The sequence below is a fragment of the Providencia sp. PROV080 genome (genome assembly GCF_033688105.1).
GTDB classification, from domain to species: Bacteria; Pseudomonadota; Gammaproteobacteria; order Enterobacterales; family Enterobacteriaceae; genus Providencia; species Providencia zhejiangensis.
In genome coordinates this window covers 2,069,069-2,094,893 of the sequence record NZ_CP096346.1, presented here as the reverse complement: position 1 = coordinate 2,094,893, position 25,825 = coordinate 2,069,069, and the positions used below count along the sequence as shown (strand labels likewise).

Annotated in this window: 28 protein-coding genes; 12 read left to right on the top strand and 16 right to left on the bottom strand. The window is 36.2% G+C overall.

The window, feature by feature from the left end:
* Positions 1-92 precede the first annotated feature (92 nt).
* Positions 93-908: a sugar-phosphatase gene (yidA, locus tag M1F03_RS09155; protein WP_154624065.1), complete on the top strand. Its 816-nt coding sequence runs from the start codon at positions 93-95 to the stop codon at positions 906-908.
* Positions 909-1,122: 214 nt separating this feature from the next.
* Positions 1,123-2,454 (top strand): branched-chain amino acid transport system II carrier protein, encoded by a 1,332-nt coding sequence (gene brnQ / locus M1F03_RS09150; protein ID WP_154624066.1) that lies wholly within the window; start codon positions 1,123-1,125, stop codon positions 2,452-2,454.
* A 29-nt stretch (positions 2,455-2,483) separates the two neighbouring features.
* Here brnQ and yddG read toward each other — a convergent pair whose 3' ends face one another.
* Together yddG and M1F03_RS09140 are read right to left on the bottom strand one after the other, a co-directional pair.
* Positions 2,484-3,410 carry an aromatic amino acid DMT transporter YddG gene (gene yddG, locus M1F03_RS09145; RefSeq protein WP_154624067.1) on the bottom strand — a complete coding sequence of 309 codons (927 nt, stop codon included), beginning with the start codon at positions 3,408-3,410 and terminating at the stop codon, positions 2,484-2,486.
* Positions 3,411-3,559: 149 nt separating this feature from the next.
* Positions 3,560-5,017 (bottom strand): sodium:alanine symporter family protein, encoded by a 1,458-nt coding sequence (locus M1F03_RS09140; RefSeq protein WP_318839910.1) that lies wholly within the window; start codon positions 5,015-5,017, stop codon positions 3,560-3,562.
* Positions 5,018-5,664: 647 nt separating this feature from the next.
* On the opposite strand from M1F03_RS09140, the gene M1F03_RS09135 reads away from it, so the two are divergent.
* Together M1F03_RS09135 and M1F03_RS09130 are read left to right on the top strand one after the other, a co-directional pair.
* Positions 5,665-5,901 (top strand): DinI-like family protein, encoded by a 237-nt coding sequence (locus tag M1F03_RS09135; RefSeq protein WP_154622807.1) that lies wholly within the window; start codon positions 5,665-5,667, stop codon positions 5,899-5,901.
* A 370-nt stretch (positions 5,902-6,271) separates the two neighbouring features.
* Positions 6,272-6,646 (top strand): hypothetical protein, encoded by a 375-nt coding sequence (locus M1F03_RS09130; RefSeq protein ID WP_154622806.1) that lies wholly within the window; start codon positions 6,272-6,274, stop codon positions 6,644-6,646.
* Between the two features lie 70 nt (positions 6,647-6,716).
* Here M1F03_RS09130 and M1F03_RS09125 read toward each other — a convergent pair whose 3' ends face one another.
* The 3 genes from M1F03_RS09125 to M1F03_RS09115 all read right to left on the bottom strand — a co-directional run bounded on the left by M1F03_RS09125 (position 6,717) and on the right by M1F03_RS09115 (position 8,332).
* Complete coding sequence (locus M1F03_RS09125) at positions 6,717-6,923, bottom strand: hypothetical protein (protein WP_318839909.1); 207 nt, start codon at positions 6,921-6,923, stop codon at positions 6,717-6,719.
* 26 nt (positions 6,924-6,949) lie between these two features.
* A protein-coding gene (locus M1F03_RS09120) for an IS3 family transposase (protein WP_130574490.1) occupies positions 6,950-8,112 on the bottom strand; the annotation gives its coding sequence in 2 pieces (ribosomal slippage) (positions 6,950-7,848 and positions 7,848-8,112; 1,164 coding nt in all).
* 31 nt (positions 8,113-8,143) lie between these two features.
* On the bottom strand, positions 8,144-8,332 hold the full coding sequence (locus M1F03_RS09115) for a hypothetical protein (protein ID WP_318839908.1): 189 nt from the start codon (positions 8,330-8,332) through the stop codon (positions 8,144-8,146).
* Positions 8,333-8,661: 329 nt separating this feature from the next.
* On the opposite strand from M1F03_RS09115, the gene M1F03_RS09110 reads away from it, so the two are divergent.
* Both M1F03_RS09110 and M1F03_RS09105 read left to right on the top strand, forming a co-directional pair.
* The gene (locus M1F03_RS09110) at positions 8,662-8,883 is read left to right on the top strand and encodes a HEAT repeat domain-containing protein (protein WP_154635549.1); all 222 of its coding nucleotides are present in this window, start codon (positions 8,662-8,664) and stop codon (positions 8,881-8,883) included.
* A 308-nt stretch (positions 8,884-9,191) separates the two neighbouring features.
* On the top strand, positions 9,192-9,533 hold the full coding sequence (locus tag M1F03_RS09105) for a hypothetical protein (RefSeq protein WP_154623412.1): 342 nt from the start codon (positions 9,192-9,194) through the stop codon (positions 9,531-9,533).
* 57 nt (positions 9,534-9,590) lie between these two features.
* Here M1F03_RS09105 and M1F03_RS09100 read toward each other — a convergent pair whose 3' ends face one another.
* Positions 9,591-10,094 carry a DUF1543 domain-containing protein gene (locus tag M1F03_RS09100; RefSeq protein WP_318839907.1) on the bottom strand — a complete coding sequence of 168 codons (504 nt, stop codon included), beginning with the start codon at positions 10,092-10,094 and terminating at the stop codon, positions 9,591-9,593.
* 271 nt (positions 10,095-10,365) lie between these two features.
* Between M1F03_RS09100 and M1F03_RS09095 the strand changes: the two genes are divergently transcribed.
* Complete coding sequence (locus M1F03_RS09095; RefSeq protein WP_154622870.1) at positions 10,366-11,517, top strand: pyridoxal phosphate-dependent aminotransferase; 1,152 nt, start codon at positions 10,366-10,368, stop codon at positions 11,515-11,517.
* Between the two features lie 329 nt (positions 11,518-11,846).
* On the opposite strand, the gene M1F03_RS09090 is transcribed toward M1F03_RS09095, so the two are convergent.
* Positions 11,847-12,191: a DMT family protein gene (locus tag M1F03_RS09090; protein WP_154622869.1), complete on the bottom strand. Its 345-nt coding sequence runs from the start codon at positions 12,189-12,191 to the stop codon at positions 11,847-11,849.
* 161 nt (positions 12,192-12,352) lie between these two features.
* Here M1F03_RS09090 and M1F03_RS09085 point away from each other — a divergent pair, with 161 nt between their 5' ends.
* The gene (locus M1F03_RS09085) at positions 12,353-12,841 is read left to right on the top strand and encodes an N-acetyltransferase (protein ID WP_196713172.1); all 489 of its coding nucleotides are present in this window, start codon (positions 12,353-12,355) and stop codon (positions 12,839-12,841) included.
* Positions 12,842-12,972: 131 nt separating this feature from the next.
* Positions 12,973-13,755: a class I SAM-dependent methyltransferase gene (locus M1F03_RS09080; protein WP_251464068.1), complete on the top strand. Its 783-nt coding sequence runs from the start codon at positions 12,973-12,975 to the stop codon at positions 13,753-13,755.
* Positions 13,756-13,762: 7 nt separating this feature from the next.
* Here the strand turns inward: M1F03_RS09080 and M1F03_RS09075 are convergent, their stop codons facing one another.
* Positions 13,763-14,194 (bottom strand): hypothetical protein, encoded by a 432-nt coding sequence (locus M1F03_RS09075; protein WP_154622867.1) that lies wholly within the window; start codon positions 14,192-14,194, stop codon positions 13,763-13,765.
* A 159-nt stretch (positions 14,195-14,353) separates the two neighbouring features.
* Positions 14,354-14,692 carry a GlpM family protein gene (locus tag M1F03_RS09070; protein ID WP_251464066.1) on the bottom strand — a complete coding sequence of 113 codons (339 nt, stop codon included), beginning with the start codon at positions 14,690-14,692 and terminating at the stop codon, positions 14,354-14,356.
* A 374-nt stretch (positions 14,693-15,066) separates the two neighbouring features.
* Between M1F03_RS09070 and M1F03_RS09065 the strand changes: the two genes are divergently transcribed.
* Together M1F03_RS09065 and M1F03_RS09060 are read left to right on the top strand one after the other, a co-directional pair.
* Complete coding sequence (locus M1F03_RS09065; RefSeq protein ID WP_251464065.1) at positions 15,067-16,701, top strand: methyl-accepting chemotaxis protein; 1,635 nt, start codon at positions 15,067-15,069, stop codon at positions 16,699-16,701.
* A 160-nt stretch (positions 16,702-16,861) separates the two neighbouring features.
* Positions 16,862-17,704, top strand: coding sequence for an MBL fold metallo-hydrolase (locus M1F03_RS09060; protein ID WP_154622864.1), 843 nt, complete (start codon positions 16,862-16,864; stop codon positions 17,702-17,704).
* A gap of 69 nt (positions 17,705-17,773) precedes the next feature.
* On the opposite strand, the gene M1F03_RS09055 is transcribed toward M1F03_RS09060, so the two are convergent.
* Positions 17,774-18,163, bottom strand: coding sequence for a nuclear transport factor 2 family protein (locus M1F03_RS09055; RefSeq protein WP_196713174.1), 390 nt, complete (start codon positions 18,161-18,163; stop codon positions 17,774-17,776).
* 637 nt (positions 18,164-18,800) lie between these two features.
* Between M1F03_RS09055 and M1F03_RS09050 the strand changes: the two genes are divergently transcribed.
* On the top strand, positions 18,801-18,980 hold the full coding sequence (locus tag M1F03_RS09050; protein WP_154622787.1) for a hypothetical protein: 180 nt from the start codon (positions 18,801-18,803) through the stop codon (positions 18,978-18,980).
* Positions 18,981-19,280: 300 nt separating this feature from the next.
* Here the strand turns inward: M1F03_RS09050 and lpxL are convergent, their stop codons facing one another.
* The 6 genes from lpxL to icd form a co-directional block, all read right to left on the bottom strand.
* Entirely contained in the window at positions 19,281-20,204 is a 924-nt protein-coding gene (gene lpxL / locus M1F03_RS09045; RefSeq protein ID WP_251464064.1) for an LpxL/LpxP family Kdo(2)-lipid IV(A) lauroyl/palmitoleoyl acyltransferase, read from the bottom strand.
* 244 nt (positions 20,205-20,448) lie between these two features.
* The gene (locus M1F03_RS09040) at positions 20,449-20,913 is read right to left on the bottom strand and encodes an Hsp20 family protein (protein ID WP_154622569.1); all 465 of its coding nucleotides are present in this window, start codon (positions 20,911-20,913) and stop codon (positions 20,449-20,451) included.
* A gap of 737 nt (positions 20,914-21,650) precedes the next feature.
* Entirely contained in the window at positions 21,651-22,181 is a 531-nt protein-coding gene (locus M1F03_RS09035; RefSeq protein ID WP_251465284.1) for a hypothetical protein, read from the bottom strand.
* A 116-nt stretch (positions 22,182-22,297) separates the two neighbouring features.
* Entirely contained in the window at positions 22,298-22,828 is a 531-nt protein-coding gene (locus tag M1F03_RS09030; protein WP_251464063.1) for a hypothetical protein, read from the bottom strand.
* A gap of 266 nt (positions 22,829-23,094) precedes the next feature.
* A complete protein-coding gene (locus tag M1F03_RS09025) occupies positions 23,095-24,144 on the bottom strand; it encodes a DUF2971 domain-containing protein (protein ID WP_251464062.1) in 1,050 nt (349 codons plus the stop codon).
* A 139-nt stretch (positions 24,145-24,283) separates the two neighbouring features.
* On the bottom strand, positions 24,284-25,537 hold the full coding sequence (gene icd / locus M1F03_RS09020) for an NADP-dependent isocitrate dehydrogenase (RefSeq protein ID WP_154622573.1): 1,254 nt from the start codon (positions 25,535-25,537) through the stop codon (positions 24,284-24,286).
* Positions 25,538-25,825 lie beyond the last annotated feature (288 nt).

Below are 25,825 nucleotides of genomic sequence, written 5' to 3'. Positions count from 1 at the left end.
ACATTTATCGTCACCACTCTTTTTTAGCTAATTTACATTTTTTGTAAATAGAGTAAGGTATTTCAATTAAATATCATTAATCGGAGGCGTTGATGTCTATCAAACTGGTAGCGATTGATTTAGATGGTACTTTACTCAACTCTCAGCACCAAATTACACCCGCTGTCAAAGATGCCGTCATTCAGGCTAAAAATAAAGGTGTTCGTGTTGTACTCGCATCTGGGCGACCATTTTCTGGGATATCCCCTTACCTTAAAGAGCTCGGGCTAGATAACGCATCTGATTACTGTATTAGTAATAATGGGAGTGTCATTCATCAAGCCAATGATGGTACTCATTTAATTGAAAACTTACTTGATTTCGCTGATTACCAATATTTTGTCTCCCTTGCTAACGATGTGGGTGTACATATGCATGCGCTTGCACAAAACACCATGTTTACAGCGAATCGTCATATCAGCCATTACACGGTCCACGATGCCTATCTGACCAATACACCTCTTGTATATTGCCCTGCAAATGAAATGGACACTGACCTGAAATTTACAAAGTTCATGATGGTCGACCAGCCTGAAAAGCTCAGTGTCGGTATCGGTTATATTCCTGAAGACGCTTTTGAAAGTTACTCTTTAATGCATACAAGCCCTTACTTTTTAGAAATCTCGAACAAAACAGCCAGTAAAGGCGCGGCATTACAATTGATTTGTGAGAAACTCGGCATCACACCCGATAAAGTCATGAGTATTGGTGATCAAAATAACGATGTGCAAATGCTACAATATGCCAAAGTACCTGTCGCGATGGGAAATGCGATTGATAATGTTCGAAACATCGCAAAATTTGTTACAACAACCAATAATGAAGATGGTGTTGCTGTTGCACTAAATAAATTTATCAACCACCAATAATCTGTTTGGCAGTGAACTTCACTGCCAAATGAAGATATACCACAAAATAATACCATTCATTTACGTATCACCCTCTTAATTTCGCTGCTGTTAAAAATATAATTCAACAGCAAAACCTTACTTACTTCTCTAAATTTGATACTATCTGCCCCCTTAAAAATACTGTAATACTAAAATATTCATTGCAAAATAAACATTACAAACAGGTAGTAAAATGTTTTCAACTAAAGATATGGTAATTCTTGGGATGATGGTCTTCGCGCTGTTTTTAGGCGCTGGCAACATCATTTTTCCTCCAATGGCAGGCTATCAGTCCGGTACCGATTGGTTTAGTACCTCGCTCGGTTTTATTATCACAGGTGTTATTCTGCCTTTCATGACACTGGTCACTGTCGCCGTTAAAGGCAGAGGAGAAAGACTGTCCGTTGATTTACCCAAATGGGTCGCTGTTATTTTTTGGGTTGCTCTGTACTTAATTGTTGGCTCCACTTTTGCCATGCCTAGGGTAACAAATACGGCATTTGAAATGGGCTTTATCCCTTTAGGATTTGTTGAAAAAAGTACAGCATCTCATTTGACCTTTGCTTTGATTTTCAACGTTTGTTCGCTGTTTTTCATGCTTAAGCAAGGTACGATGATCAGCGCTATTGGCAAATTCATGACACCGGCTTTGCTTGTTCTCTTAGTGGTTGTGGGTATCGCTGTCGTTGTGGAGCCGCTGTCTCCAATTAATGCCCCCGTGAAGCAATATGCGGATTACGCCTTCTTTGGCGGTGTTATTGATGGCTACCAAACTATGGATGTATTGTCCGCAATGGCATTTGGTGGGATCGTAGCTCGCGCATTAGCCTCGAAAAAAATCACTGAACCTCGCCAAGTTGCTTTTATCACCATTAAAGCCGGTTTAATTTCCGTGAGCTTACTGGCGGCTCTCTACATTTGTTTATTCTATCTTGGTGCGACCAGTGAAGTTGTCGCGAATACCGCGACAAATGGTGGGCAAATCTTCTCACGCTACGTTGATGCACTGTTTGGTTCAATTGGCACATGGATTATGTGTGGCATTGTTTTATTAGCCAGTATGACAACACTGGTTGGTGTTACTAGCGCATGTGCGGACTATTTTGCGACCTTCCATCATCGTTTAGGGTATCGTTTTTGGGTCGTCTTTTTCACACTACTCACGACCATTGTTTCAACCTTTGGCCTGGATACGCTGTTAAGAGTCACTATCCCTGCTCTACTGATGATTTACCCGTCGTCAGTGACGATTGTGTTCTTGCAATTTGCTCGACGTTATATGGCGGCACCAAGAGTATCTTATGGCATCACAATTGCCGTTATTGTCTTCATGAGCTTGTTAGATACGCTCAACAATATGGCATTACTCAGCGAAGGCGTTAAACAATTTTTAGTGAGTCATTTACCGCTGTTTGAACAAGGTATGGGCTGGCTAATACCGGGGATCATTGCTTTCATTATTTCTTTATTTATCGGAAAAATGTTTTCAGGTAAACCTGCGCAACTCAATGATGAACTTGCTTAATTAATCCGTTCACCTTTCTATAGCGCCCTCTATTTTTGTTGGGCGCTTTTCACTGAAACTTTGACAAGAGAAGCACGCCGAGTCGCTAAAAAACAAATTATTGACCCGAGTGTTACCATTACGACACCTTGCCAAAAACCTAAAGTCAATGTTGTACTTAATAGCATCGACGAAAAAGCGGTTGATATTACTGGGGTGAAGTAAGATAGCGTTCCTAAAAAAGCCACGTTGCCTCTAATCACGGCTAACGTCCATAAAGCATTTGCTCCACCTGTCGCTAATGATGCAATCACGAGTAATAAAATACTTGATAACGAAATATGAAAATGTTTATCTGGTTCAAATGCAAACAGTATCCATAATCCCACGGCTGTCAATAGAAAAAACAGCACCATTCCGTTGTGCCCACCTGAAATACGCTTCGTCACATTACTGTAAAACGCCCAAAGAATCGCCCCAACAAAAGCTAAAAGATAACTGACAGGGTTGCTTGAAATATTATTCGCTATAGCTTCAATAGAAATAGGTTGATCACCGGAAATAACCCAAATTAAACCTGCAAACGCTAAGCACAGCCCAATACCAAGAAGCAAGGTAAATCGTTGCCGATTAAAAAAGACAGCTAACGCAATTGTAAAACTTGGCCATAAATAATTCACCATACCGAGTTCTATCGCTTGTTGGCGGTCTCGCGCTAACCCTAATGCAAGCACAAAACAGATTTCATAACTGACGAATAACAACGTGCCCCAAATTAAATAGCGTTTAGGATAAAGGTGAATTTTGGGCAACCCCATGAATAAAACCAAAATCACTGTTCCTAAGCTGTAAATTAATGCAGCCCCGCCAACAGCACCAAAATTTTCACTCGCACTGCGTACTAACCCTACGATTGTGCTCCACAGTAAAATCGAGACCACACCATAAAATGTTGCTGCATACCGCTTTAAATTCATTGTTTTCTCGGTTGGATAATTGTCTTGTTCACCTATAAGAAAAACCTTAAAGCTCAAACAATTAGAAAGCAAGTATTATTAATACTGTTTATATAATAGAAAACACAATAAGAGCCAGTGTTAAAAACATGACTCTTATTGTGTAATGATTAGACTGATTGTTTATCAACCCACTGTTGCACTTGTTCTTTTTCCCAAATACCTTGTTCAACTTGGGACTTTAATTCTGGATGCTGGTCAATATCGAATGTCGGTATTCCCCCCGCTTTTCTTTGTCGATCGTAATCCTTAGCCAACTTAAAGGCTATTCCTGATAACAGTAAAATTGCAATTAAATTAGTTATTGCCATCAACCCCATCGATAAGTCAGCCATTTTCCAAATAAGCGGCATTTCCGCTAACGTCCCAAACATCACCATCGCTAATGCTGCCAAACGCAAAATAAATAAGCTAGTCGTGTGATTATTTTCTAAAAATATCATATTGCTTTCTGCATAAGCATAATTGGCAATAATAGAGGTGAATGCAAAAAAGAAGATAGCAATTGCAATAAATGTCGCCCCCCAACTCCCCACAACTGACGATAAGGCAAGCTGAGTTAACTCAATCCCATTAATCTTTTCAACTGGATTGTCAAGAACACCAGAAGAGAGAATGATGATGGCTGTCGCGCTACAAATCACGATTGTATCCATAAAAACACCAAGCATCTGCACATAACCTTGTGATGCGGGATGCGGTGGATATGGTGCTGCTGAAGCGGCAGCATTCGGCGCTGATCCCATTCCGGCTTCATTCGAGAATAAACCGCGCTGAATCCCCTGTGTCATAGCTTGACCTACGCCATAACCAATTGCTCCTCCAGCAGCTTCTTGTAATCCAAAAGCATTACGGATAATTAGCATGATGACATCTGGTAGCCGCTCTATATGATGACCGAGAACCCAAAATGCAAGTATCAAATACGCTAACGCCATAATCGGAACAATAAACTCAGCAACCTTTGCAATTGATTTTAATCCGCCAAATATGACAACACCACTCATCACGACAAGGGCTATACCAACATATAGAGGGTTAAAATCAAATGCTACAGCCGTTGCTTGTGCGATAGAGTTCGCCTGAACGGCATTGAATACCAACCCAAATGCAATAATTAAAAAAATAGAAAAGAGAACGCCCATCCAGCGAAGATTTAACCCTTTTTGCATATAATAAGCAGGGCCACCGCGATAATTTCCTTGGTCATCTTTCGTTTTATACAATTGTGCAAGTGTAGATTCGATAAAGGAAGTTGCCATTCCTAGCATCGCCACAACCCACATCCAAAAAATAGCACCTGGACCACCCGCCGTTATCGCAATAGCGACCCCCGTTAAATTTCCGGTTCCCACTCTTGCGGCTAAGCTGGTACACAAGGCTTGAAAAGAAGATATCCCCGCTTTACTGGACTGGTTGCTATTTTTTAAAACACCGAACATATGACCAAAATGGCGAAACTGGATGAATCCTGTTCGAAGAGTAAAGTAAATACCCACACCAAGTAATAAATAGATGAGGATAGAGCCCCAAACAATGTTATTTAGATAATTTACAATTTCTACCAAACTATTCTCCTTATATGAATATATAAATAAAGATTATTGTTTATATAATGATAGTCTTTTGATATTCCATCTCTCAGGCATACAAAGTTCACGATATAAACTCACTTTTATAGCGCCCCTAATTAAATACAGAACAAAGGATCATAAAACTATATTTTTTTATCTTTTCTGTAAAACATTTTCTGTATTGAGAATATGTTAGATCAAATTTTATTATCGCCACGCTTAACCCCCTTGGGTTAACCACAATTATTATTAATATTTATCAATAGATTACAAAGCAGCCCAACCAATCATAGAAAAGTTAATCAATTGATTTTTTTATTCTGCCAACACCTTATCTTATTTGCATATATAATAATCATATTCTCATATTAATGGCTGTAATAAAATGAACTTACTATATTCCTGAATATAGTTATTCAGCTAATAAGGCCAATAAATCTATTTATCAATAATGCTAATTTTTTATTCAATCATTTGTTATTTGGTATGAACGCGAACACTCATGGGAGAGTGTTGATAAAATACGCGCCTGAACCTATCCGAAAATAATCGAAAAAAGACAATGATAAATAGCCATTGCTTCTATTAGTGCAACACAATAAACTTTACAGCTAAATCGTAGCCCTATTGAAGGTTAAAAAATGAAAATCACCATTAAAATCTCTGATGATGCAGTATCTAAAAACCTCTATGATGCCTTTACCGCTGAATTACGCGCTAGAGTGTTAGAAGTCTACCCAGGTAGTGACCTATATATTGTTCATGACAGTGGTGCGACAACATTCGACACTTCAGGTTTCCATGATGATAAAGAAGCACATATTGTTCTCCATGAACTGGTTGAAGATGTTCTTCATCATGGCCATTGGTCAAAATAATTATTTTTGACTCATGCTTACCGGCCTTTAATTTAAACGTTCACGACATTTGAAGGCCGGTGAACAATATCTATCCTATTTGATTATTCCTCTCATTTTTAATTCTGATCAAGATCATGTTTGTAGCAATCTAACCTGCTTAAAAAGCGAAACGCCTTTTCTTTCTACCGCTATATGATAGATTATATAACGTAATTTTCATTTACATTGCTTTTGCTCATTATGGCAGCCAGTATTTTTACTGGCTCTTTTTTGTTTCAAAATGCGAAAAGATACGTAAACTAAGACCTTTTCAGCCTATTCTGCTATAGTTTCAGTTCGTTACCCTATAAAGTTAAATCTCATTTAGTGTAAAACTAGAGGTACTGCCATGAAACGTCTTTTACTTGCTGTATGCTTTGCCCCTGTCATTGCTATGGGTGCTAATGAACCACTTAACATTAGCCAAATTGCCAATGACTACTGTGATATCACTGGCCAAGCGCTTAACGATGCTTATCGTTCAGATAAAAGCAGCAATGAATTAGCAATAAATACACTTAGCCAATTAAAGAGCAAAAATGTTGATCTTGCCAAATTAGAGACTAACGAAGCTGATTTGCAAAAAAACTTAGATGTCGCAATCAAAGCAGTCCGTGATAATAAAAGTCAATTTAAAAACCAAGATGAATTTACCGCATCGCTAAATGACTCTATTTCAGCGTGTAAGATCCAAACTGAATTGCTTCTAAACAAAGCCAAATAATCATCAATATAAAAATGCGCTCAATATTTGTTCAGATAATATTGAGCGCATTTTATCGACGCTTTCTGATTTACTGTTGTTTCTCTTGGCAGATACCGGTTATTGCTGCTTGGTTTGCTTCAGTATCACTCAATAATAATTGATTGTATCCAGAAAATTTCCCATCACGCACATCAATATTCGCAACAAAAGGCAAAGCTGAACTGTTATCATTCAGTTGATACATACCACACACGCGAACGCCTTCCCCCTCTTTATAGTGATTCCGCTTCACCACCTTAACATCCTTGAAGGTTGTACTGGTCAAGTCCAAGTGGACACTTTTAATTGATAATTTTCATACTCAACAGGGCTCACATCCCCGTTAGCTGTATGAAGCCTTTTTACGTTATAATACTTCATGTAAGCCGTAACATCCGCAACCATTTCTTCGTAAGTTGCGTGATGGACTTTTAATATCCAGTCATGCTTTAAGCTTCCAAAGAAGCGTTCAACTACTGCATTATCCCAGCAAGCGCCTGTGTCGCCCATTGATTGCTTTATACCCATTCTGACTAAGGCTTTCCTTAGCTTTTTACTGGTGTATTGCGAACCGCGGTCGCTATGGAAGATAACTCCCTTAGGGTGCTTTCTTAGCCAATAAGCTTGTTGCAATGACTTTAAAACTAAGTCTGTCGTCATGCGTTTACTGATCGACCAGCCAACAATACGCCGCGAATAAAGATCCATGACCACGCTTAAATACATCCAGCCCTGTGCCGTTTTTAAGTAGGTAATATCACCCGCCCATACTTGGTTGGGCCGTTCTGGGTTAAAGTCCATACTGACTAAATTCGGCGCAGCCAAATGACGTTTATCGCGCTGTGTTGTTACCTTGTAAGCTACGCGCTGCCTAACGACAAGGTTAAGCCTTTGCATGATGGAACGCGTTTTATAACGACCAATAGCGAAGCCATGCTGATTCAGTTTTTTCATTAATTCACGGCTACCCAAGCTTTCACGGCTGTCTTTAAAAAGTTGCTTAGCTGTGCGATACAACATCAGTGTATCCTCAGTAATGAGCTGTGCTGGGCGTTTATCCCATGCATAGTAGCCTGAACGACTAAGCCCAAGCGTCTTACAACTTAAGCCTACTGGGTAGCCTTCTTGCCGTGCTTGGTGAATAAACTTAAAGTTTATTTCATTTCCTTGGCGAAGAAGGCCGAAGCCTTTTTTAATATTTCTTTCTCCATGCGCAAACGCTTGTTTTCAGCGCGTAGTTTGCGTAGCTCAGCACGCTCATCATCAGATAGAGCAACACCGCTGGCTTGGTCTTCAAAATGCTTTTTCCAAGCATAAATTTGGTTGGGATTAACACCTACGGCCTGAGCCGCTTCAACCACGCTGTAACCTTGCTCCGTCACCAAGGCAACAGCTTCTTGTTTGAATTCTTTGGTGTAGCTATTATATTTACGTTTCTGATTCATAATCACTCCAAGTCAGACAACTTCTAGTGTCTCAAATTGAAGTGTCTATTTGAATTAGACCAGAACAGGTCACTTTCTGTTGTGAAGGCAACTTTTGTTCAACAAGTTGCTGAGCCATTTTTTGAATATCTGCATCATTTATTGATGTAACATATTGATATATAAAGCCAGCAATAATAATCAAGATCACAATAAACAGTTTGGTTTTTACACGTTTCAACAGATAACCCTTCTTTGCGTTTACTTTTATCTCTAATTATAACTGTATTAAATGGGGGAAAGTGAACAAAATGAGTCAAATTTACGCTTCATTAAATTTGGTTCCATTCTATCCCGCAATGGGATAACAGACCTTTATTTTGGTTATCTTTATGATAGATATATAGTTAAAATAAATTATTTGAATAAGATATTTATATAAAAATAAAAAATAAATTTTAATATTCTTTTTTTATTAATTTTCATTATATATTAATAAAAAAACATTTTCAATTTTCACTCTCAACATTATAATCCAGAAACAATTCTCATTTAACCAACATAAACCAAATGAAAGAAAAAATAGTGAAAAACTTAGTTGACCTCACCTATGGCTCAAATAATGATGTTAAAATCGCGGCTATCAATGCATTAGGTGATTATAAATGCTCAATTGAACAACAAGAAGCTATTAATAGATTACTAGTTCTATGTGATGACTATAATAAAGATATCGCCATAGCCTCTATTAGTTCATTGAGTAAACTCGCCAAGTTTTTCACTGACTTATAGCAAAAAAACAAAACCCATTGATTTTAAAGGAAAATATTTTATTTGCATTATATACAATCGCTACGACCTAAGATTGATATCAAAAAGATAAAAATAAATTTCGAAATTAACAAACTGTATTTTTTATAATAAAAAATACACCTTAATCACTTTATTTTAAAAATTGAAACAGTTTCTTTTCATTGTGAATAAAATAAGAGGGATTTTGATGAAATTATGATTTATACCTCCATTTAGGTAAATATGATTGAAATAATAAATAAAAGAGCCACAATAATCATTAATAGATACCCACTAGGAGTATAATTATGAATTATCTTAAACCTCTTTTAATTTCAGCAAGCCTATTTGCCGTAAGTTTTACAACTTTTGCATATAACAATAATTATTGTGATGGCACTTGGCATAGAGGCAGTTATCACAATCAACAACAATATAATAATCGTCCTTGTGATGGTCCTCGTCACTATACTCATTCAGGGCGACATAATGGCATGATGCAGTACTCAACCTCAATTCAAACAGCACAACCCTCTGAAACACTGAAAAAAATTGCGGAAGATACGCCTAAAGGAGAAAATGGTAAGCAATACCTTATTCGTGTTTCCGTTATCGAAGTTTTAAATAACGACTCTTCTCAAAATCCATAATTCAATCAGGGCAGCAAGACTGCCCTGTTCAGTGACAAAATGACAGTCACTAAAAATTTAAATCCCTATTGGCTGATAACCTTGCCATTCAGGTTTAAAATGTTCACCGTTTGGTTGCTCAACTAAATGTATGTAATACTCACCCACCTGATTGAACAATAGACAATCATCAACATCCTTTAAATTATCTTTATGCTGCTGCTGACAATTAACTAAAAGTGAATGAATCGCTTTTTGCTTTGCAGCGCTTGCTGATTCTGCAACAAACAAATCAAACTCATGGAGTTCCGCTAAAGTAGATGATTGATATCCTCCAACATTAACAAAATACAACCGCTGTGAACTTACAGAAGGTTCGCGACTTAACTCAATTCTATAGCCATCCACCCAATCAATAATTGCATAGCCATCAATGTGGACTTTATCCTTATCACCGAACCACGCTTCCCTTAATGCTGGCCATGCATCTGTTGCTTGTTGAGCGACAACAAATTGCACATCATGCACTTCAATATTTGATTTACCTGCATTTCCACCAATATAAAACATAAATAACTTCATTTTGTATTCCGACTTTATCTTCCAATATCGATATGTAATTTATTACACATCGATATAAATTCAAAGTAAAAAAGCCCAGTATTTTGATAAAAACAGTAATGAATAATTTTTCATATTTATCATATCGTTATATATCCACCCCGTATCCACACATCTATTTTCATGCATAGAAATGAATAAAAACGCATTTTTTTTAAATAATTATTTACAAGTAAACAATTAACAATTATAACTAATCCAGTTTGTACTATTTCTATTGTAAGGAAACACCATGGATCGTCGTTCTTTTCTAAAAACAAGCTCAATTATCATGGGCGGATTGGCTAGCACAACTTTATTAAATCAAGCAATCGCTGAAACCAAAAGCCCTCTTGTACTTGATGCTCAACACCCTTTACTGCTCAATTTTAACGAGAACTCGTTAGGCATGTCCCCGAAAGCGAAAGATGCCGTTGTGGCCGCTTTACCGAACTCTTTTCGCTATCCAGATAGCGCTCGCGCGGAATTGATTACCGCTATTGGGCAACAGTACGCTTTATCTGATAAACATGTTTCTCTTGGGAACGGTTCTTCAGAAACAATTCAAGCCGCCATCGCTATGCTGGCAGCACAAGCACAAAAACAAAATATCAACTTTCAACTTGTTACACCGGATCCAACCTTTAATTATGCTGAGCTATACAGCATCCCACTCGGTGGAAAAATTACTAAAGTGCCGTTAAAAGAAGACCTGACTTTTGACCTGCAAAAGATGGAACAGCTAGCAAATGAGTTTGATGGATTGTCTATTATCTACATCTGTAATCCAAATAACCCAACAGCAATGATCACCCCTGCCAGTGAATTAGCAAAATGGATTAGTCATGCTTCAGAAAAACAATTTTTTATCCTAGATGAAGCCTATGCTGAGTATGTGGAAGATCCTAAATTTACCAGTGCAATTGAACTGGTTAAACAAGGTCACAAAAACCTTATCGTGACACGTACATTTTCTAAAATTTTTGCTATAGCGGGACTTCGAGTCGGCTACGGAATCGCTAACCCAGAAGTCATTGCAGCCATTGATGCATTTTTGTCTATAGATAATACAAATACAGCAGGGGCAGTTGCCGCACTAGCTTCATTGAAAGATAAGCCATTTATTGCATATAGTCTGAAATCAAATAATTTATCCAGAAAAATTGTTGAGACTGCATTAAATGAATTAGGAATTACCTATGCGCCATCTCAAGCTAATTTTCTTTTCCATAAAGTAAAAGGTGATGTAAAAACTTATCAGCAAAGAATGGCAGATGCCCATGTGATGGTAGGCCGAGAATTTCCACCAGCATTAGGATGGAGTCGTTTAACATTAGGTACACCTGAAGAAATGGAACAATTTGTTATTATATTAAAACAGTTCCGCGAAAAAGGTTGGGTATAGTTTAAATTGCTTCCCCCGCATACTAGGTGTATGGGGGGATTAATGAAATACATCACAGAACAACAAACTCATTTCACATCCCATTAGCCCATACTCAAACCCAGACTTTTCTAACACTCAGCCCAGAGTCAACTCAGTCAATCCGTCATTCAACGTTATACAGCAACGCTTATCTTTATTTTGTTCCTGTAAGGGTCAGCAAGGTATAACACTTCTCTCTTGCAACGCTATCCCTCTTTCCTTCATGTTATTCAACATCATACTCAAGCTTAACTTTTTAGCCAATATCGCACATTTCTCATGACACAGAGCGCTTATTAAGCAAGACGTCAGAATGGACCTTTAAAAATAAAGAATGCGCCAGCAAAAATCAGAAGAAAACCAATAATATGGTTAATTGTGATACTTTCGCCTAAATAGAGAACTGAAAAAATCACAAACACACAGAGTGTTATCACCTCTTGCATTGTTTTCAGTTCCGCAGCACTGTAATACTGGTGCCCAAGGCGGTTAGCAGGCACAGCGAAGCAATATTCGACAAGTGCGATTAGCCAACTAAAAAAAATAATGCTATACAATGGTTTATCGGTAAACTTTAGGTGTCCATACCACGCAAACATCATAAAAACATTCGAAATAATGAGCAATAAAATAGGATAAGATTTAGCAAGCATTTTAAAATAACGGATAGTAAATAATGATGACATTATGCTGAGAATAACAATAAAATCTATAACAATCGATTTTCACATCATCATAAAAAAGCCATTTCAATCATCTTATTTCGATAACTCCTGCTATATTAATCATTATTCAAATCGTCTTTGGAGAAAACATGCCTATTCAATATCGTTTAATGCAGATAACCGATTGTGAAAATGTTGCTCAATTATTACAAGCTAATTCAGAATCTCAAGGCGGTGGACTATTAGGGGATTACCCATTAAGTAAAGTTAAGATGATGTTTACTCACTCAACCCATACGATAGTCGCTTATGATAAGAATTTCATCGTTGGTGTTGTATTCAGTTTTAGCCCATATGCGGACACTCTGCCGCCTCTTGCTAAATATATTACACAACAATTTAGTGAGTTAATGGAAAATAATTGGTTTTACGGTCCTGTATGTATTGATAAGACCTATCGTGGAAAGGGTATTCTCCAAGCACTTTTTGATGCGCTTCGTGCCAAGCATGCAGGAAATCCTATTGCCTTTATTAATGCCAGTAATCAACGCTCTTTAATTGCTCATCAAAAAATAGGTATGCAGGAAGTGGCTCAGTTTACTTTTAATAATGTAGATTATTATCTTGTCACTCATTAATGGCTCGATACTTATAAATAGGCCACGCTGATCTTTTTGCGTTATTTTATGTACTAAAAAGTACATTTTTTGTTTTTATTTCCGTCATTATCGGTTACATTAGAAAAATGTGTATTATGGAGTACTCTTTTATGACTGATTTTTTAACTTCCAACCGAAAAGCATGGGATAAGCAAGCGCAGCAACAGCAGCCTTGGTCTATTCCTGTTGACTCACAAACGGTTGCCAAAGCAAAACAAGGCGATTGGCAAATTCATTTAACCCCTTCTCCCCTACCTAAAGCATGGTTAGGTGATATTAAAGGTAAACGGATCCTGTGTCTTGCTTCTGCTGGGGGGCAACAAGCGCCTATTTTAGCCGCTGCTGGCGCGGATGTGACCGTATTTGATCTTTCCGACAAACAATTAGAGCAAGATAGGCAAGTTGCGATTAGAGATAACCTAAAATTAGAAACTGTCCAAGGAGATATGCGTGACCTACATCTATTTACGGATAATAGTTTTGACCTTATTTTTCACCCTATCTCAAATCTCTATATTCCAGATGTCAATCCTGTATGGCAAGAGTGTCAGCGAGTCTTAAAACCACAGGGAAGATTGCTATCCAGTTTTTTTAATCCTGTTGTGTTTATTGGTGATCGTGATCCACAGCTACATGAACAACAATTGATTAAACCTATTTATAAACTGCCTTTTTCTGAAATAGAAGTACTTACGGAAGAGCAAATTAGCTTGAAACAACGCAATGAGGAAGCTTTTGTCTTTGGTCATTCATTAACTGACCTAATTGGTGGGCAAATAAATGCTGGTTTTCATATCGCAGGTTTTTTAGAAGACTGGCAACCTAATCCACGATTTGTCATCGATAATTATCTACCGACTTTCTTAGCAACACTCGCCATTAAAGTCGCCTAATTTGAAATTATTCAGGTTGATTTTCTGTTAGATCAGCCTGATTGTTATCTTGACAATATCTCGCCCACACTAATTCAAACTGTTCTTTTGGAATAATGTCATCTATTTCTTCAACAAAGGGAATAGATACCATCGTTTTGCCTACCGCATTTTTATGATACCTAACAATAAAGCGCTTGAAACCGTAAGGGAGTTCATTCTTAAACCCGAAGACTTCCCCACAATAATACCCCGTCTCTTCACCATCTGCCGTTTTGTTCAGCATATGATAATTAACGTTTCTATATTGGGCCGCAGTTGGATAAGCAAGAAAATCTTCCACTGAATTTTCAATTTTTTTCTTAGTGTCGAATTCTGATACCTGAGCGATATCAGTCATAATACCGGCAATATAGGCACCACCCACAATAAGCAATAGCACTAGGCTTCTTAATAACATATTTCTCACAGTGATTTTTATGAAATGTAAACTGATTTATTATAGTAAATTGTAACAAATTGCGACAGAAAAATAATCACCTTAAAAAAATAATTTAATCCTATATCATCTGCTTTTGTTGCTTATTGTATAAGAGATTAACTTATATTGCTTGCAAAGTTATTGATATATTTGCCAAAGATAGATCAATATGGCTGCGGCTAAAATCCAATTGAGGGTTGCAACGCCTAAGCAAACCCACGCTGAAGTCTTCATCGCTAACAAATAAACTGTTAATAAATACAACATATAAGGGATTAATGACCACAAGCCAAATAGTGCGGTTTTACGTAAAGCTAACGCTCCCTGCTCTTGAATCACTATGATGTGTGCAATTAATGCAAAAGTTGGAAATAAAGGAACCAAACCAGCAATATAAAACACCTTACTTTTTGATAATAAAGCAATAATTAAAACTGCAAGCGCACCTAACGAGCACTTTATAAATAATGAAAACATTATGACCTCTTCATGTTATTCAATTATTGAACGTCATTATCGCTAAACAAGCAAAAATACTCAGCGATTTTATACCGCATCGAGTCACGTTAAGTTTACCTGAGGAACATGGGGCAATACAATTTTAAAACAATAAGTTATTTTTAATAACATTAAGTTAGCTTCTGTATATATTTAAATTATTTTCCTTTTGAATATAAAGTATACACTGTTTTTGCCGATATCTTTGATTAGTGCCTACGCCTGACTTCTGTACGACTGCCATAAGGTATTGCCAGATTGTTTATATCTATTTGGTCATCACTTTATATCTATCAAGTAGTTTATTTGTACATGCTCAAGCATGTTATCGACAGTATGTAAGGAAATAATCAATGATGTCTGCTATTGCAAAAAAAACTAAATTACCTAATTTCCGATTTTCGTTTTCAGGTCTTAAAACAACTACACTCATTTGGCTGTTATCAGGATTACTGATTGTATTATTGCTTTCTTCTTGTTGGTTATTTTTTAGCTATCTAAAAAACTACCAAATAACCGTCGATAAACTGGACAACATTTATCAAGAGCAATCCGCGTTAAATAAGACATGGCAATCTCTTTTACAAGCGAGAAATACTATAAATAGAGCAAGTTCAAGACATTTATTAGTTATTAATAAAATGCAAACAGCAAATACTGACGTTGATAGTTTAGTCAAACAATTTCATGAAAAAATAGAGGATACAGAACAGCAATGGCTAGAATTCGCCAGCTTATCACAAAATAAAAATGAGTTAATATTTAATGAGTTAGATAAAAGTTATACTGAACTAAGAACCGCGCTAATAGAGTTGTCCAGTTTTTTAGTACAAGGCAAAACGTATGATTTTTTGAATCAACCGACACAAAAGTTTCAAGATGCATTTGAACAAAACCTCAATTATTATCACCAAAATCTCAATCAAAGCTATCATGAAATATCCGTTGCGAGTGAACAGCTATACCGAAAAAGCATTATAGGTATCATTACAGTCATTGTGATTCTAACGCTAGTCACATTATTAATTCGCTTCATTCTTCAATATCTATTTATTCGTCCTCTAAACCAAGTCATTGACGGCATCGAAAAAGTCAGCCAAGGCATTCTTTACCACAATTTTGATCACACAGGCCTTGCTGAAATAAAGTTACTTAAATCACATGTTTCTAACATGCAAAAAAAACTGATCGATATTGTCAAGAATATCCATTCAAACGCGCATAGTATAAAAAACGAACTAAATGAAATTACACAAATGAATCAAGATCTTTCTATTAGAGCAGATCAGCAAGCAGCTGCAATAGTTGAAACTGCGGCAAGTATAGAAGAACTCGATTCCTCTTTTAAACTTAATAGCGCCCATACTCATGAATCATGCCAATTAATGGAGAAAACCAGCATAACGATTGACAAAAGCAATGAGCTTATTTCTGATGTAGTTGAAAATATGGATGATATCGTCGATTTTTCGAAAGAAATTAGCAAAATTACCTCTACAATTGATAATATTGCCTTTCAAACTAACTTACTGGCTTTAAATGCCGCTGTAGAAGCCGCGCGTGTAGGTGAACATGGTAAAGGCTTTGCCGTCGTCGCTAATGAAGTGCGCGAGCTTTCCATGAGCTGTAACCAAGCTTCTAAAGAGATTAAAACGCTGATCGATAATTCGAATGAGAAAATTCATCATTGCTTTCAACTTGCCGCGGATGCTAATGACAATATTGTTTCCATTGCGAAAAGTACATCCAATATTAATGATATGATCCAAAGTATTTCTCATGCATCCACTGAACAAACCCACGGCGTTGGACAAATTCATCTTGCCATTAATGAGCTGGACAATACAACCCAAGCTAATGCAACAATGACTAAGGAATTACAGAGTTCTCTACAATCTTTAAAAAAACAATCTGAATTACTAAAAGAAATTATGGATATATTTCACCTTGATGCGACTTCTAACACATTAGAAGCACAGAATACTTGAACTCAAAATATTTAATTTTTTAACTGGGTAGTGGCTTATTAGTCACTACCTTCGTAATTTTCTTGCACATAGAAAGCATTTTTAATAAGTTATTTTTTGGCTTTATTCTGATATAACGATGTTGCTAATAAGAGATTAACCAAATATATAATGAGTTAACATGACAATAAAAATATCCGTTCTTGTTGATAATAATACCCTTATTGATAGCTATTTTTGTGGTGAACCCGGAGTTTGCTATCATATTGATGCTGATGGACATCAAATTCTTTTTGATACTGGCTATTCAGACATATTTATCGATAATGCACACACAATGGGCATAGACCTAGCAAATATCACTGACTTAGCCTTATCACATGGACATAATGACCATACTTGGGGGCTAAATCATTTAATACAACACTATGACCGTCGTAACAGCCTTTTCCCCAAAAAAATACGTCTGATCTATCATCCAGATGCCCTTCTTCCCAAACGTTTTGGTGATAAAGTTATCGGCGCTAATATTCCTAAAGCTGTATTAACGGCTTATTTTGAAAACCATGAAACCGTTAAGCCATTTTATCTGACTGATAATGTTATATTCTTAGGACAAATTCCCAGAACTAATACTTTTGAAGGAAAAGAACCTATTGGTACGACAGTTGATAATAACAATCAGCCTATTGATGATTATGTATGGGATGACAGTGCATTAGCGATTAAAACGTCTGAAGGCCTAATCGTTATTACAGGCTGCTCGCATGCAGGTATTTGTAATATCGTTGAATATGCGAAAAAAGTTACCAAAATGGATAAAATAGTCACTGTTATCGGTGGGTTCCATTTACAACAAGCTTCTGATGAAGTCTTAAACCAAACTGGTGACTATTTTAGCCAACTTGATGCTAAACAGATACATCCTTGTCATTGCACTGATTTAGCAGCTAAAATTCATCTTTCAAAATATACTAAAATTCAAGAGGTTGGTGTCGGGTTAGTATTAAACTATCCTTCATAATCACCCGCAGAGTGATGGTGCCTACTCTTCACCATCACTCGATAATTTTGTTGTATTCCTCAATAATAACTATACTCTTGAACCAAGATCACCATCGCTTTTTGCGCCAGAAATCATTCTCGTGAGTTCTTCACAACGAATAATTTTCCCGTCTGATAAATGGAAACAAGCGAACACTTCAAATTCACTCACCTCTCCATTTTTTTTCTCTGCATGTGCAATATGCTGAGTATGAACACAGTTCTGCCCTTCAGCAATAGATTTGATCGTGATAGTAATACTATTGGTGGCTTCTTTTAGTACTTTGAGATGAGCAACAAATTCATCATAATCTATTTGCTTACCATCAACAATTTGGATGTAATTCGGTGAAAAATATTGTTCAATAACCGCAACTGAGCCAATTTCTTTGCCAAGTACGCTTGTAAGAGCCTGTTGAACAAAATTCATATTATTCATATTTAATTTCCATCTATTTAAAAACATTATTCAATACATATTTTGTCATTGCACATTCTTTTCAAGTCTATTCTTCAACAAATGCCATGAAAAAATTAATTATAGGTAAAAAACGCGAACAAAAGCCAACAAATAGGATTTTATGGGCATATAACAATAGCACTGCTTTTTGTATTCAATACTATAAGCTTGACTATTTTAATCCTCTGATAAAAATAGAATTTATTAACCTTAATACATATGAGTCATCATGTTAAATCCAATTGTTGTCATATCATACCGTTGGTTATTAAGGCCACATGAAATTTTTTAAGTGAATTCACCTATCAAGATAGCCTCTCAGAAGAATAAGCCTTTAGCCTAAAGCTATATACCTCTTTTTATTTCAACCATCTTATTATTAAAAATAATCTTATTCTCACTTTTAATTTAAAATAAAATCTGCCATTTGTTTTATATTCATGTCGCCTTAAAATTCATTCTAATTATCGATTGGCTTTTAATTGCCATTTAAAATCAATCAATTAAATAAAACTAAATTTAATTGATGTTCATCACAATAAATAATAGCTGATTTATCCTCTGCATATTATTAATAATAAAATTTACATACCCCCCACAAACAGAGGAGACTATCATGAAAAGTTTCTTGCTTATACTTACTATTCTTTGTTCATCAGCTTTCGCAGCTTATGCCACTGAAACGGTAACATGGTGTCCGCCAAATCCAAGTATTGACCCTCTCACTGGCGAAGCAATTTGTATCAACTATACGCCAGGAATAGGTGGTATTGATTCCGGTGGTGAAGGACCATAACGCATTACTATCTTAACTTAATATTAAAACCCTCGACATGAGGGTTTTATCATCATTATTCATAAAGAAATCTCTGTAACCATCTGACTAGATGCTCAAAACGTCAATTAAACTAGCTAGATTTTTATTGATTATATTAATGACCAAAACGGATTTTCCAACATACAAATAACGTCCATTAATAAAATTAATGATTATTCATTATTGTCCATAAAAACACCTTCAAACTCTGCCTAGACAACTTAACCATAATCTTCACTGTCAAAGTTGGATATCCGCCTTAAATCATCATGCTCTCTTTTAAATATAAAGAGAAGGTTCCCCATCTGGCCTTGTTTTAAACCGTCTATGTGCCCATAAATACTGTTCTGGCGCTTTCATGATTTCTTTTTCTAATACAGAGTTAATCGTTGCCGCATCACGTAATGTGTCATTAGTTGGATAATCAATCAGTTCCTTACCTAACACTAAATCATAATTCACACCATTTTTATTCCGTAGCAGTGTTACCGTAAGTGTTGGAGAATGAGACAGTTGCGCAAGTGTTGATGTGCCTTTTGAGGTTGAGGTATTTTGAACTGAGAAAAAGGGGACGAATACCGTTCCTTTTTTACCAAAATCTTGATCGGGTGCGAACCATATTGCTTTCCCACCTTTCAATTCTTGGACCATAAATTTTAAATTCTTACGATCAATCATCCCTTTGCCTGATCTGCATCGACCTTTAGTTTGAATATATTCCATCGCTTTATTGTTATGCGGCCGATACATAGCGTTCACAGGAAAACAGAGACCCATTATCCGCCCTCCCAGCTCCAGCGACATAAAGTGAACGCCAACTATAATGACACCTTTATTTTTCGCAATGGCTTCTTGGTAGTTATCAATTCCTTTTACCTGAAATAATTTTTTAACTCTTTTATCACTCCAAAACCATGCAATTCCCGTTTCAAATAATGCAATACCTAAAGATCGTAAGTTTTCATGAACGAGATCATCTATTTCTTTACTATTTTTATTTGGAAAACATAGCTCTAAGTTTCTTTTTATAATTGAAACTCTTCTTTTAATAAAATACTTCGAGTTTTCCCCCAGAAATGCACCAAGCCACAAAAGCCATTTGTAAGGTAATTGAACTAATAAAAACAATAGGATGATTCCCAACCATGTTATAATATATTTAGGATGGAGCAGTTTTAGGGAGAATAGATTTTTAGCGTACATATGTTTCTCTGTATTTTATCTTTACGGTATGCAATCAAAATTAGACATTAACAACTAATTTTAATTCAAAAAGATTATGACATGATTATTTATAAAAAACGATTATTTTGATTATATAAATAAAGATTATATTATCTCCTCTTGCAAAGGGAATGCATTTCTGTTTAAGTCATCAATAATTGACGCCAACTAAGAATAAAAAAGGCTGCACAATATGTGCAGCCTAATATATTGATGTAACCTATTATGATGATTGCTTATCTTTATTCTCTATCGCTATCATTTGTGGTTTTTCCTCCTCTGGCAATTCATATTCAATATTAATTGTGAGCAGCCCACTGGATAGGTCCGCTTTCTCTATTTGGACATTCTTACCGAGGTCAAACTGTAAGGTAAATTGTCCTTGAGATATACCTCGATGGATCCACTTTTCGTTATCTTCCTGAATTTTTTCTTCTTTTTTCCCTTCTACCAATAAGCGACCACCTTTTAATGAAACCGTTAAATCACTTTCTTGATATCCAGGAACACTCACCGTCAGCTCATAGCGGTTATCATCAACCTGTTTGAGGTTATAAGTTTGTATAGGCGATGAAATAGGCTTACTTCCTGTCAGTTGACTAAATAAACGGTCTATTTGGTCAAATCGATTGGAAAGTATATTATCAGAAAGTGTTGGAAATAATGAAAAAGGTCTAATGTTAGCCATAATTCCTCCTCCAATATTAATTAAACTTAAGGGTCTCTTACCTACCCATGATATAAATAGGAACTCATAATCGTTTTTCAAGTCCCCAAAACATAATTTTTATATTTCCTTTTAACCCCCTTGATTATCAATCAACTAATCAAACATCACCCAACGCTACGTACAATCAACTATGGGGATAAACTATAAGTTTTTCAAGGTGCTAACAACAGGAGATATATAAATGATACCAACAGCGCTAGTTTGCATGCGTCTAGTGATAATAATACCGACAGATTTCCTTGATGAAATCCCATGCTAGCCATTAAATTACGTTAAAATAACTTATATTCAAATAGCAGCATAATGGATAAGCAAATGAAAGAAGCGATCAAAAAGAGACCGACCCCATACACTCCTAAAACATGCCCTTTCTGTCATTTTTATGGAATACGCAAAAATAAAAATAACTGGTCATGTGACATGTGTGGGCGCGTGTGGACAAAAGATAATGACCCAAGGTTAAAGGAATAGCGAAGTGCATTTGCAAAAATGTAAACAAGAGAATATTGGGTTTTATCCACCCAGAACAGCTTGCCTTAGTCAGCAATTTTTGATTATTACGTTTGTCGGCATTGAAGCGTTCGATAACAGAGTCTGAATAAAATTACTTAAAGCTACACGCCTCAAAATTCGAACTTCCCTCAATCAACGGTGCGGTCAGATTATTGGGAAAGATATCAAAGTGATATTGAATTTTATTCGCGTACATTTTCATGTGCTTTTTTATGAATTTCATCTTTCATTGCTTTCGTTATTTTTTGGTAAATTTCTAATGTTCCATCACTAGAAACGGTACCCATATAAATATCATCACCACTCTTCTGAATAACAACTGAAACTTTTACCGGTTCTATCTTACCAAGATCTTTTGGTTCTACTTTCCCATTGATTGTATAAGTCATGCTGGTGACTTCTTGCGTTAGCACACTGGGTTTTGGGTCAAAACGCCATCTAGATTCCTGCTTTACCTCTTCGACATCATTCCCTGCTTGAATCAATAATGAGTCTATCGCAACTCCATCTGGAGCTAGTATCATAAGTTTAAGAATTTTTATTTCTGGAGTGTTATAAGCATCAAACCAATAGCCATATAAGTCACTCTCGGAGTATGGTTGAGGAAGTTTTTCAATTTTTTGTATTTTGTTATTAGTATCAGCAACACTGACACTAAATATACAAGGAAGTACAAATAGCAGAGCAATTGAAGAGAGAGCTTTTTTCATCATATTCACAAGTAATTTATGATTTATCAGTAATAAAGCAAAATACAGCTTCTAACGCTGTTCCACAACTTCAATTCAAGAGTGAGCATCGGAATATTAACTGAGTAGAAGTGCAGATTCTATTGATTATCCAATTTATAAGTGGTGATACCAATGACTTCACCAAAAGGAACTTTCATGACGACAAACTCGACAGTACCATAGTGTGTTTTAATGATTTTCTTTATACCCTTATTTTCGAAAGTGGCGCATAATTTTGTTAATTCCGTTAGTTGTGTCGTGTCAACACCCAGACTCGAAAGGTACTTAATTTCTTCAGGTATGCTACCGCAATCACTCTTTTTAGATTCACTCACATGATACCCATTTGTCACTGAAATCAGCTCGTTATCTTTAAATAACAGTATGGCATTCATAGTCCACGGAGTGAAAGGCGCTTTATCATTTGAAAAATACAAATCGATATCGCATGCCTTATATTCGCGCATACTTTTGCAATTTCTTAAATCGATATCTTCATTTTTATTGACGTCTTCAAAGCTTTGTTTCCACTTCAAGCCGAATGGTGCTTTAGTTTCATTATTTAGCTCCGCTGTATAACCATTAAAGCAAGCCATTGTTAATAAACCAGCTACAACTCCCTTTTTCATACATCACCATATTCATATTTAAGTTAAGTTAAGTTAAGTTAAGTACGTAAATACTAGGATAATTGCAGATTTCAGACAATAAAAAATCACCAAAATAACTGATAAAACAACTAAGCCAACGGTATTCGTTGTCATCTACTTCTTATCAATACTCAATACGAGAAATAGAATGTCATGGTCAATTGATAAGAACAGTGTCATAACCCCCCCCCACATTGTGAGGTGCTTTTTGTTCATAAGTCCTTTTCAAGAGACTGAGTTACTAATTAAGCTTTAGCATGTAAGCTACACCAATTTTCATCTAAATCTTCAATTAACGCGAATTGTTCATCGATCTGATTGATAGTTAAGCTCATTCTTAGGTATTTATGTTCCACTCTCTTATATAGAGCAAAGAAAATAGGATTATCAATTGTACTTTTTGTAGTATCAAGAGTAACCATTGTGACTTCTTGACAGTATGGTTCTCTTCTAACTATCTCTGCTAATTTAAATAAATAAGGTTTATATTTGCTCCATTTATTATCTAAGTTTTGCACATCAATAGTATATTCATCAATAGGGGAAATTGAATACTTGTACTTTTGTTGTGTAGGATACAAGTCATCTAGTCGTTGATATGTCAATTCGTATGAATTAGATTTAAGCTGCATTTGAAAATATTTAACTCCCCTTCCTTGAAGGGTTTTCATGATCAACCGTATTTTTTTTTCGGACATTCGCAAACCAAAATAAATTGCCTTTACAGCCCTGAAATCGTAATACTGTTTACCCTTACTCGGTGTGATAATTCTAATTTCTTGTTCATAGTCCCACCTCTTAGACTTTACACTTGTTAATTTTTGAATAACTTCATTTTGCGCATCCGATGCAAATATATCGTCAACATTTATTATCGGTGGTTTATTTTGATATATGACATCAAAAATAGAATATCTAGCACCTTCAAATTCACACAACTTATCTAAATCATATTCAATACAGAAACCATTATGGCTATCAGCATAATGCGCCCATAACAATTCATCAGTAAAAGTCTTACTCAAAGAGTAAATTCCAGACTTATCTTTAGTAGCAATTAAATCACTAAATGCTTCCTTTAATGAATCAAGTGAATTTAAAGAGGTTTGTTTTGTATTACTAAGCGCACTATTTAAAACATCTAATTGATCAAATACTTGATCTGTTAATACTAGACCTTCACATGGGTCGTTTAACTTATCATAATTAGGGGACCAAAAATAATCCTGTTCTAATGAAGATAAATCCCTTGAAAACACATCTTTATCTCCACCTCTATACTTGAATACTCTCATACTAGTTTCCCTTAGGACGATGTCATCAAGATATAAATTATCTGTAGATAATGTAGGCTATCTTTGATAACCACTTCAAATGTGACAATAAAAAACGGGAACTATTAAGCTCCCGTTATTAATCACACCACGTAATAAATTACATGTGTTTGATGATTGCGTCGCCGAATTCGCTACATTTCAGTAGTTTAGCGCCGTCCATCAGACGTTCGAAGTCATAAGTTACGGTCTTAGCTTCGATTGCGCCTTCCATACCTTTAACGATTAGGTCAGCGGCTTCTGTCCAGCCCATGTGACGTAACATCATCTCAGCAGAAAGAATAATTGAACCTGGGTTCACTTTATCCTGACCTGCATATTTAGGTGCTGTTCCGTGTGTTGCTTCAAACAGCGCACATTCTGAACCAATGTTTGCACCTGGAGCGATACCAATACCACCAACTTGTGCCGCTAATGCGTCAGAAATATAGTCACCATTTAGGTTCATACATGCGATAACATCATACTCCGCTGGACGCAGCAGAATTTGTTGCAAGAAGGCATCGGCAATCACATCTTTAATGATGATATCTTTGCCATTTTTTGGATTCTTAATTTTAACCCAAGGGCCGCCATCAAGTAATTCACCGCCAAACTCTTCTAGAGCTAGTTGGTAACCCCAATCTTTAAAGGCACCTTCAGTAAACTTCATAATGTTGCCTTTATGCACTAGAGTAACTGAATCACGCCCATTATCGATCGCATATTCAATCGCCGCACGAACTAAACGTTTTGTCCCTTCTTCTGAGCAAGGCTTAATACCAATACCACAGTTTTCTGGGAAACGAATTTTGGTGACACCCATTTCATTTTTTAGGAAATTGATGACTTTATCTGCTTCTGCGCTACCCGCTTTCCATTCAATACCTGCATAGATATCTTCTGAGTTCTCACGGAAAATAACCATATCAGTCAGCTCAGGCTGTTTAACTGGGCTTGGTGTACCTTTATAGTAACGAACTGGACGTAGGCAGATGTAGAGGTCAAGCTGTTGACGTAGTGCAACGTTCAAAGAACGAATACCACCACCAACTGGGGTTGTCAGAGGGCCTTTAATCGAAACACGGTAATCACGGATTAAATCGAGAGTTTCTTGCGGTAACCAAACATCTTTACCATATAATTGAGTAGATTTTTCGCCGGTATAGATTTCCATCCAGGAAATTTTGCGCTCGCCGTTATAGGCTTTGTTAACTGCCGCATCAACCACTTTCAACATCGCTGGAGTTACATCAACACCAATACCATCACCTTCAATGTAGGGAATGATTGGGTTGTTTGGAACATTCAGTTTGCCTTTGGCATCAATGGTAATTTTAGCGCCTTCTGCCGGAACTACTACTTTGCTTTCCATTAACCTCTCCTTTCACTTGCGCATTTGCTTGTTAATTTTTTGTAAGAGACCCGTCAATACTACTTCAATCTTTCTCTAACGCCAATGGTTAGTCGTTCAAGGTTTTATGTGGATCGCATTAAACGTGTTTATCAATGATTGTTACATCCCTATAAAAAAGAAAGAATCGGATTAAAATCATAACATTACAAATCCCTTTGAATTATTGGCGATATCACATAAAAATTATGTCGTAGCAATAATTTATTAAACCAATAAAAAATTGGTGAAAAAAGAAACTATTAACAG

Excerpts from the sequence above, each read along its gene's own strand:
- yidA (WP_154624065.1), top strand. The coding sequence starts at position 93 with ATGTCTATCAAACTGGTAGCGATTGATTTAGATGGTACTTTACTCAAC.
- brnQ (WP_154624066.1), top strand. The coding sequence starts at position 1,123 with ATGTTTTCAACTAAAGATATGGTAATTCTTGGGATGATGGTCTTCGCG.
- yddG (WP_154624067.1), bottom strand. The coding sequence starts at position 3,410 with ATGAATTTAAAGCGGTATGCAGCAACATTTTATGGTGTGGTCTCGATT.
- M1F03_RS09135 (WP_154622807.1), top strand. The coding sequence starts at position 5,665 with ATGAAAATCACCATTAAAATCTCTGATGATGCAGTATCTAAAAACCTC.
- M1F03_RS09130 (WP_154622806.1), top strand. The coding sequence starts at position 6,272 with ATGAAACGTCTTTTACTTGCTGTATGCTTTGCCCCTGTCATTGCTATG.
- M1F03_RS09110 (WP_154635549.1), top strand. The coding sequence starts at position 8,662 with ATGAAAGAAAAAATAGTGAAAAACTTAGTTGACCTCACCTATGGCTCA.
- M1F03_RS09105 (WP_154623412.1), top strand. The coding sequence starts at position 9,192 with ATGAATTATCTTAAACCTCTTTTAATTTCAGCAAGCCTATTTGCCGTA.
- M1F03_RS09100 (WP_318839907.1), bottom strand. The coding sequence starts at position 10,094 with ATGAAGTTATTTATGTTTTATATTGGTGGAAATGCAGGTAAATCAAAT.
- M1F03_RS09095 (WP_154622870.1), top strand. The coding sequence starts at position 10,366 with ATGGATCGTCGTTCTTTTCTAAAAACAAGCTCAATTATCATGGGCGGA.
- M1F03_RS09090 (WP_154622869.1), bottom strand. The coding sequence starts at position 12,191 with ATGCTTGCTAAATCTTATCCTATTTTATTGCTCATTATTTCGAATGTT.
- M1F03_RS09085 (WP_196713172.1), top strand. The coding sequence starts at position 12,353 with ATGCCTATTCAATATCGTTTAATGCAGATAACCGATTGTGAAAATGTT.
- M1F03_RS09080 (WP_251464068.1), top strand. The coding sequence starts at position 12,973 with ATGACTGATTTTTTAACTTCCAACCGAAAAGCATGGGATAAGCAAGCG.
- M1F03_RS09075 (WP_154622867.1), bottom strand. The coding sequence starts at position 14,194 with ATGTTATTAAGAAGCCTAGTGCTATTGCTTATTGTGGGTGGTGCCTAT.
- M1F03_RS09070 (WP_251464066.1), bottom strand. The coding sequence starts at position 14,692 with ATGTTTTCATTATTTATAAAGTGCTCGTTAGGTGCGCTTGCAGTTTTA.
- M1F03_RS09065 (WP_251464065.1), top strand. The coding sequence starts at position 15,067 with ATGATGTCTGCTATTGCAAAAAAAACTAAATTACCTAATTTCCGATTT.
- M1F03_RS09060 (WP_154622864.1), top strand. The coding sequence starts at position 16,862 with ATGACAATAAAAATATCCGTTCTTGTTGATAATAATACCCTTATTGAT.
- M1F03_RS09055 (WP_196713174.1), bottom strand. The coding sequence starts at position 18,163 with ATGAATAATATGAATTTTGTTCAACAGGCTCTTACAAGCGTACTTGGC.
- M1F03_RS09050 (WP_154622787.1), top strand. The coding sequence starts at position 18,801 with ATGAAAAGTTTCTTGCTTATACTTACTATTCTTTGTTCATCAGCTTTC.
- lpxL (WP_251464064.1), bottom strand. The coding sequence starts at position 20,204 with ATGTACGCTAAAAATCTATTCTCCCTAAAACTGCTCCATCCTAAATAT.
- M1F03_RS09040 (WP_154622569.1), bottom strand. The coding sequence starts at position 20,913 with ATGGCTAACATTAGACCTTTTTCATTATTTCCAACACTTTCTGATAAT.
- M1F03_RS09035 (WP_251465284.1), bottom strand. The coding sequence starts at position 22,181 with ATGATGAAAAAAGCTCTCTCTTCAATTGCTCTGCTATTTGTACTTCCT.
- M1F03_RS09030 (WP_251464063.1), bottom strand. The coding sequence starts at position 22,828 with ATGAAAAAGGGAGTTGTAGCTGGTTTATTAACAATGGCTTGCTTTAAT.
- M1F03_RS09025 (WP_251464062.1), bottom strand. The coding sequence starts at position 24,144 with ATGAGAGTATTCAAGTATAGAGGTGGAGATAAAGATGTGTTTTCAAGG.
- icd (WP_154622573.1), bottom strand. The coding sequence starts at position 25,537 with ATGGAAAGCAAAGTAGTAGTTCCGGCAGAAGGCGCTAAAATTACCATT.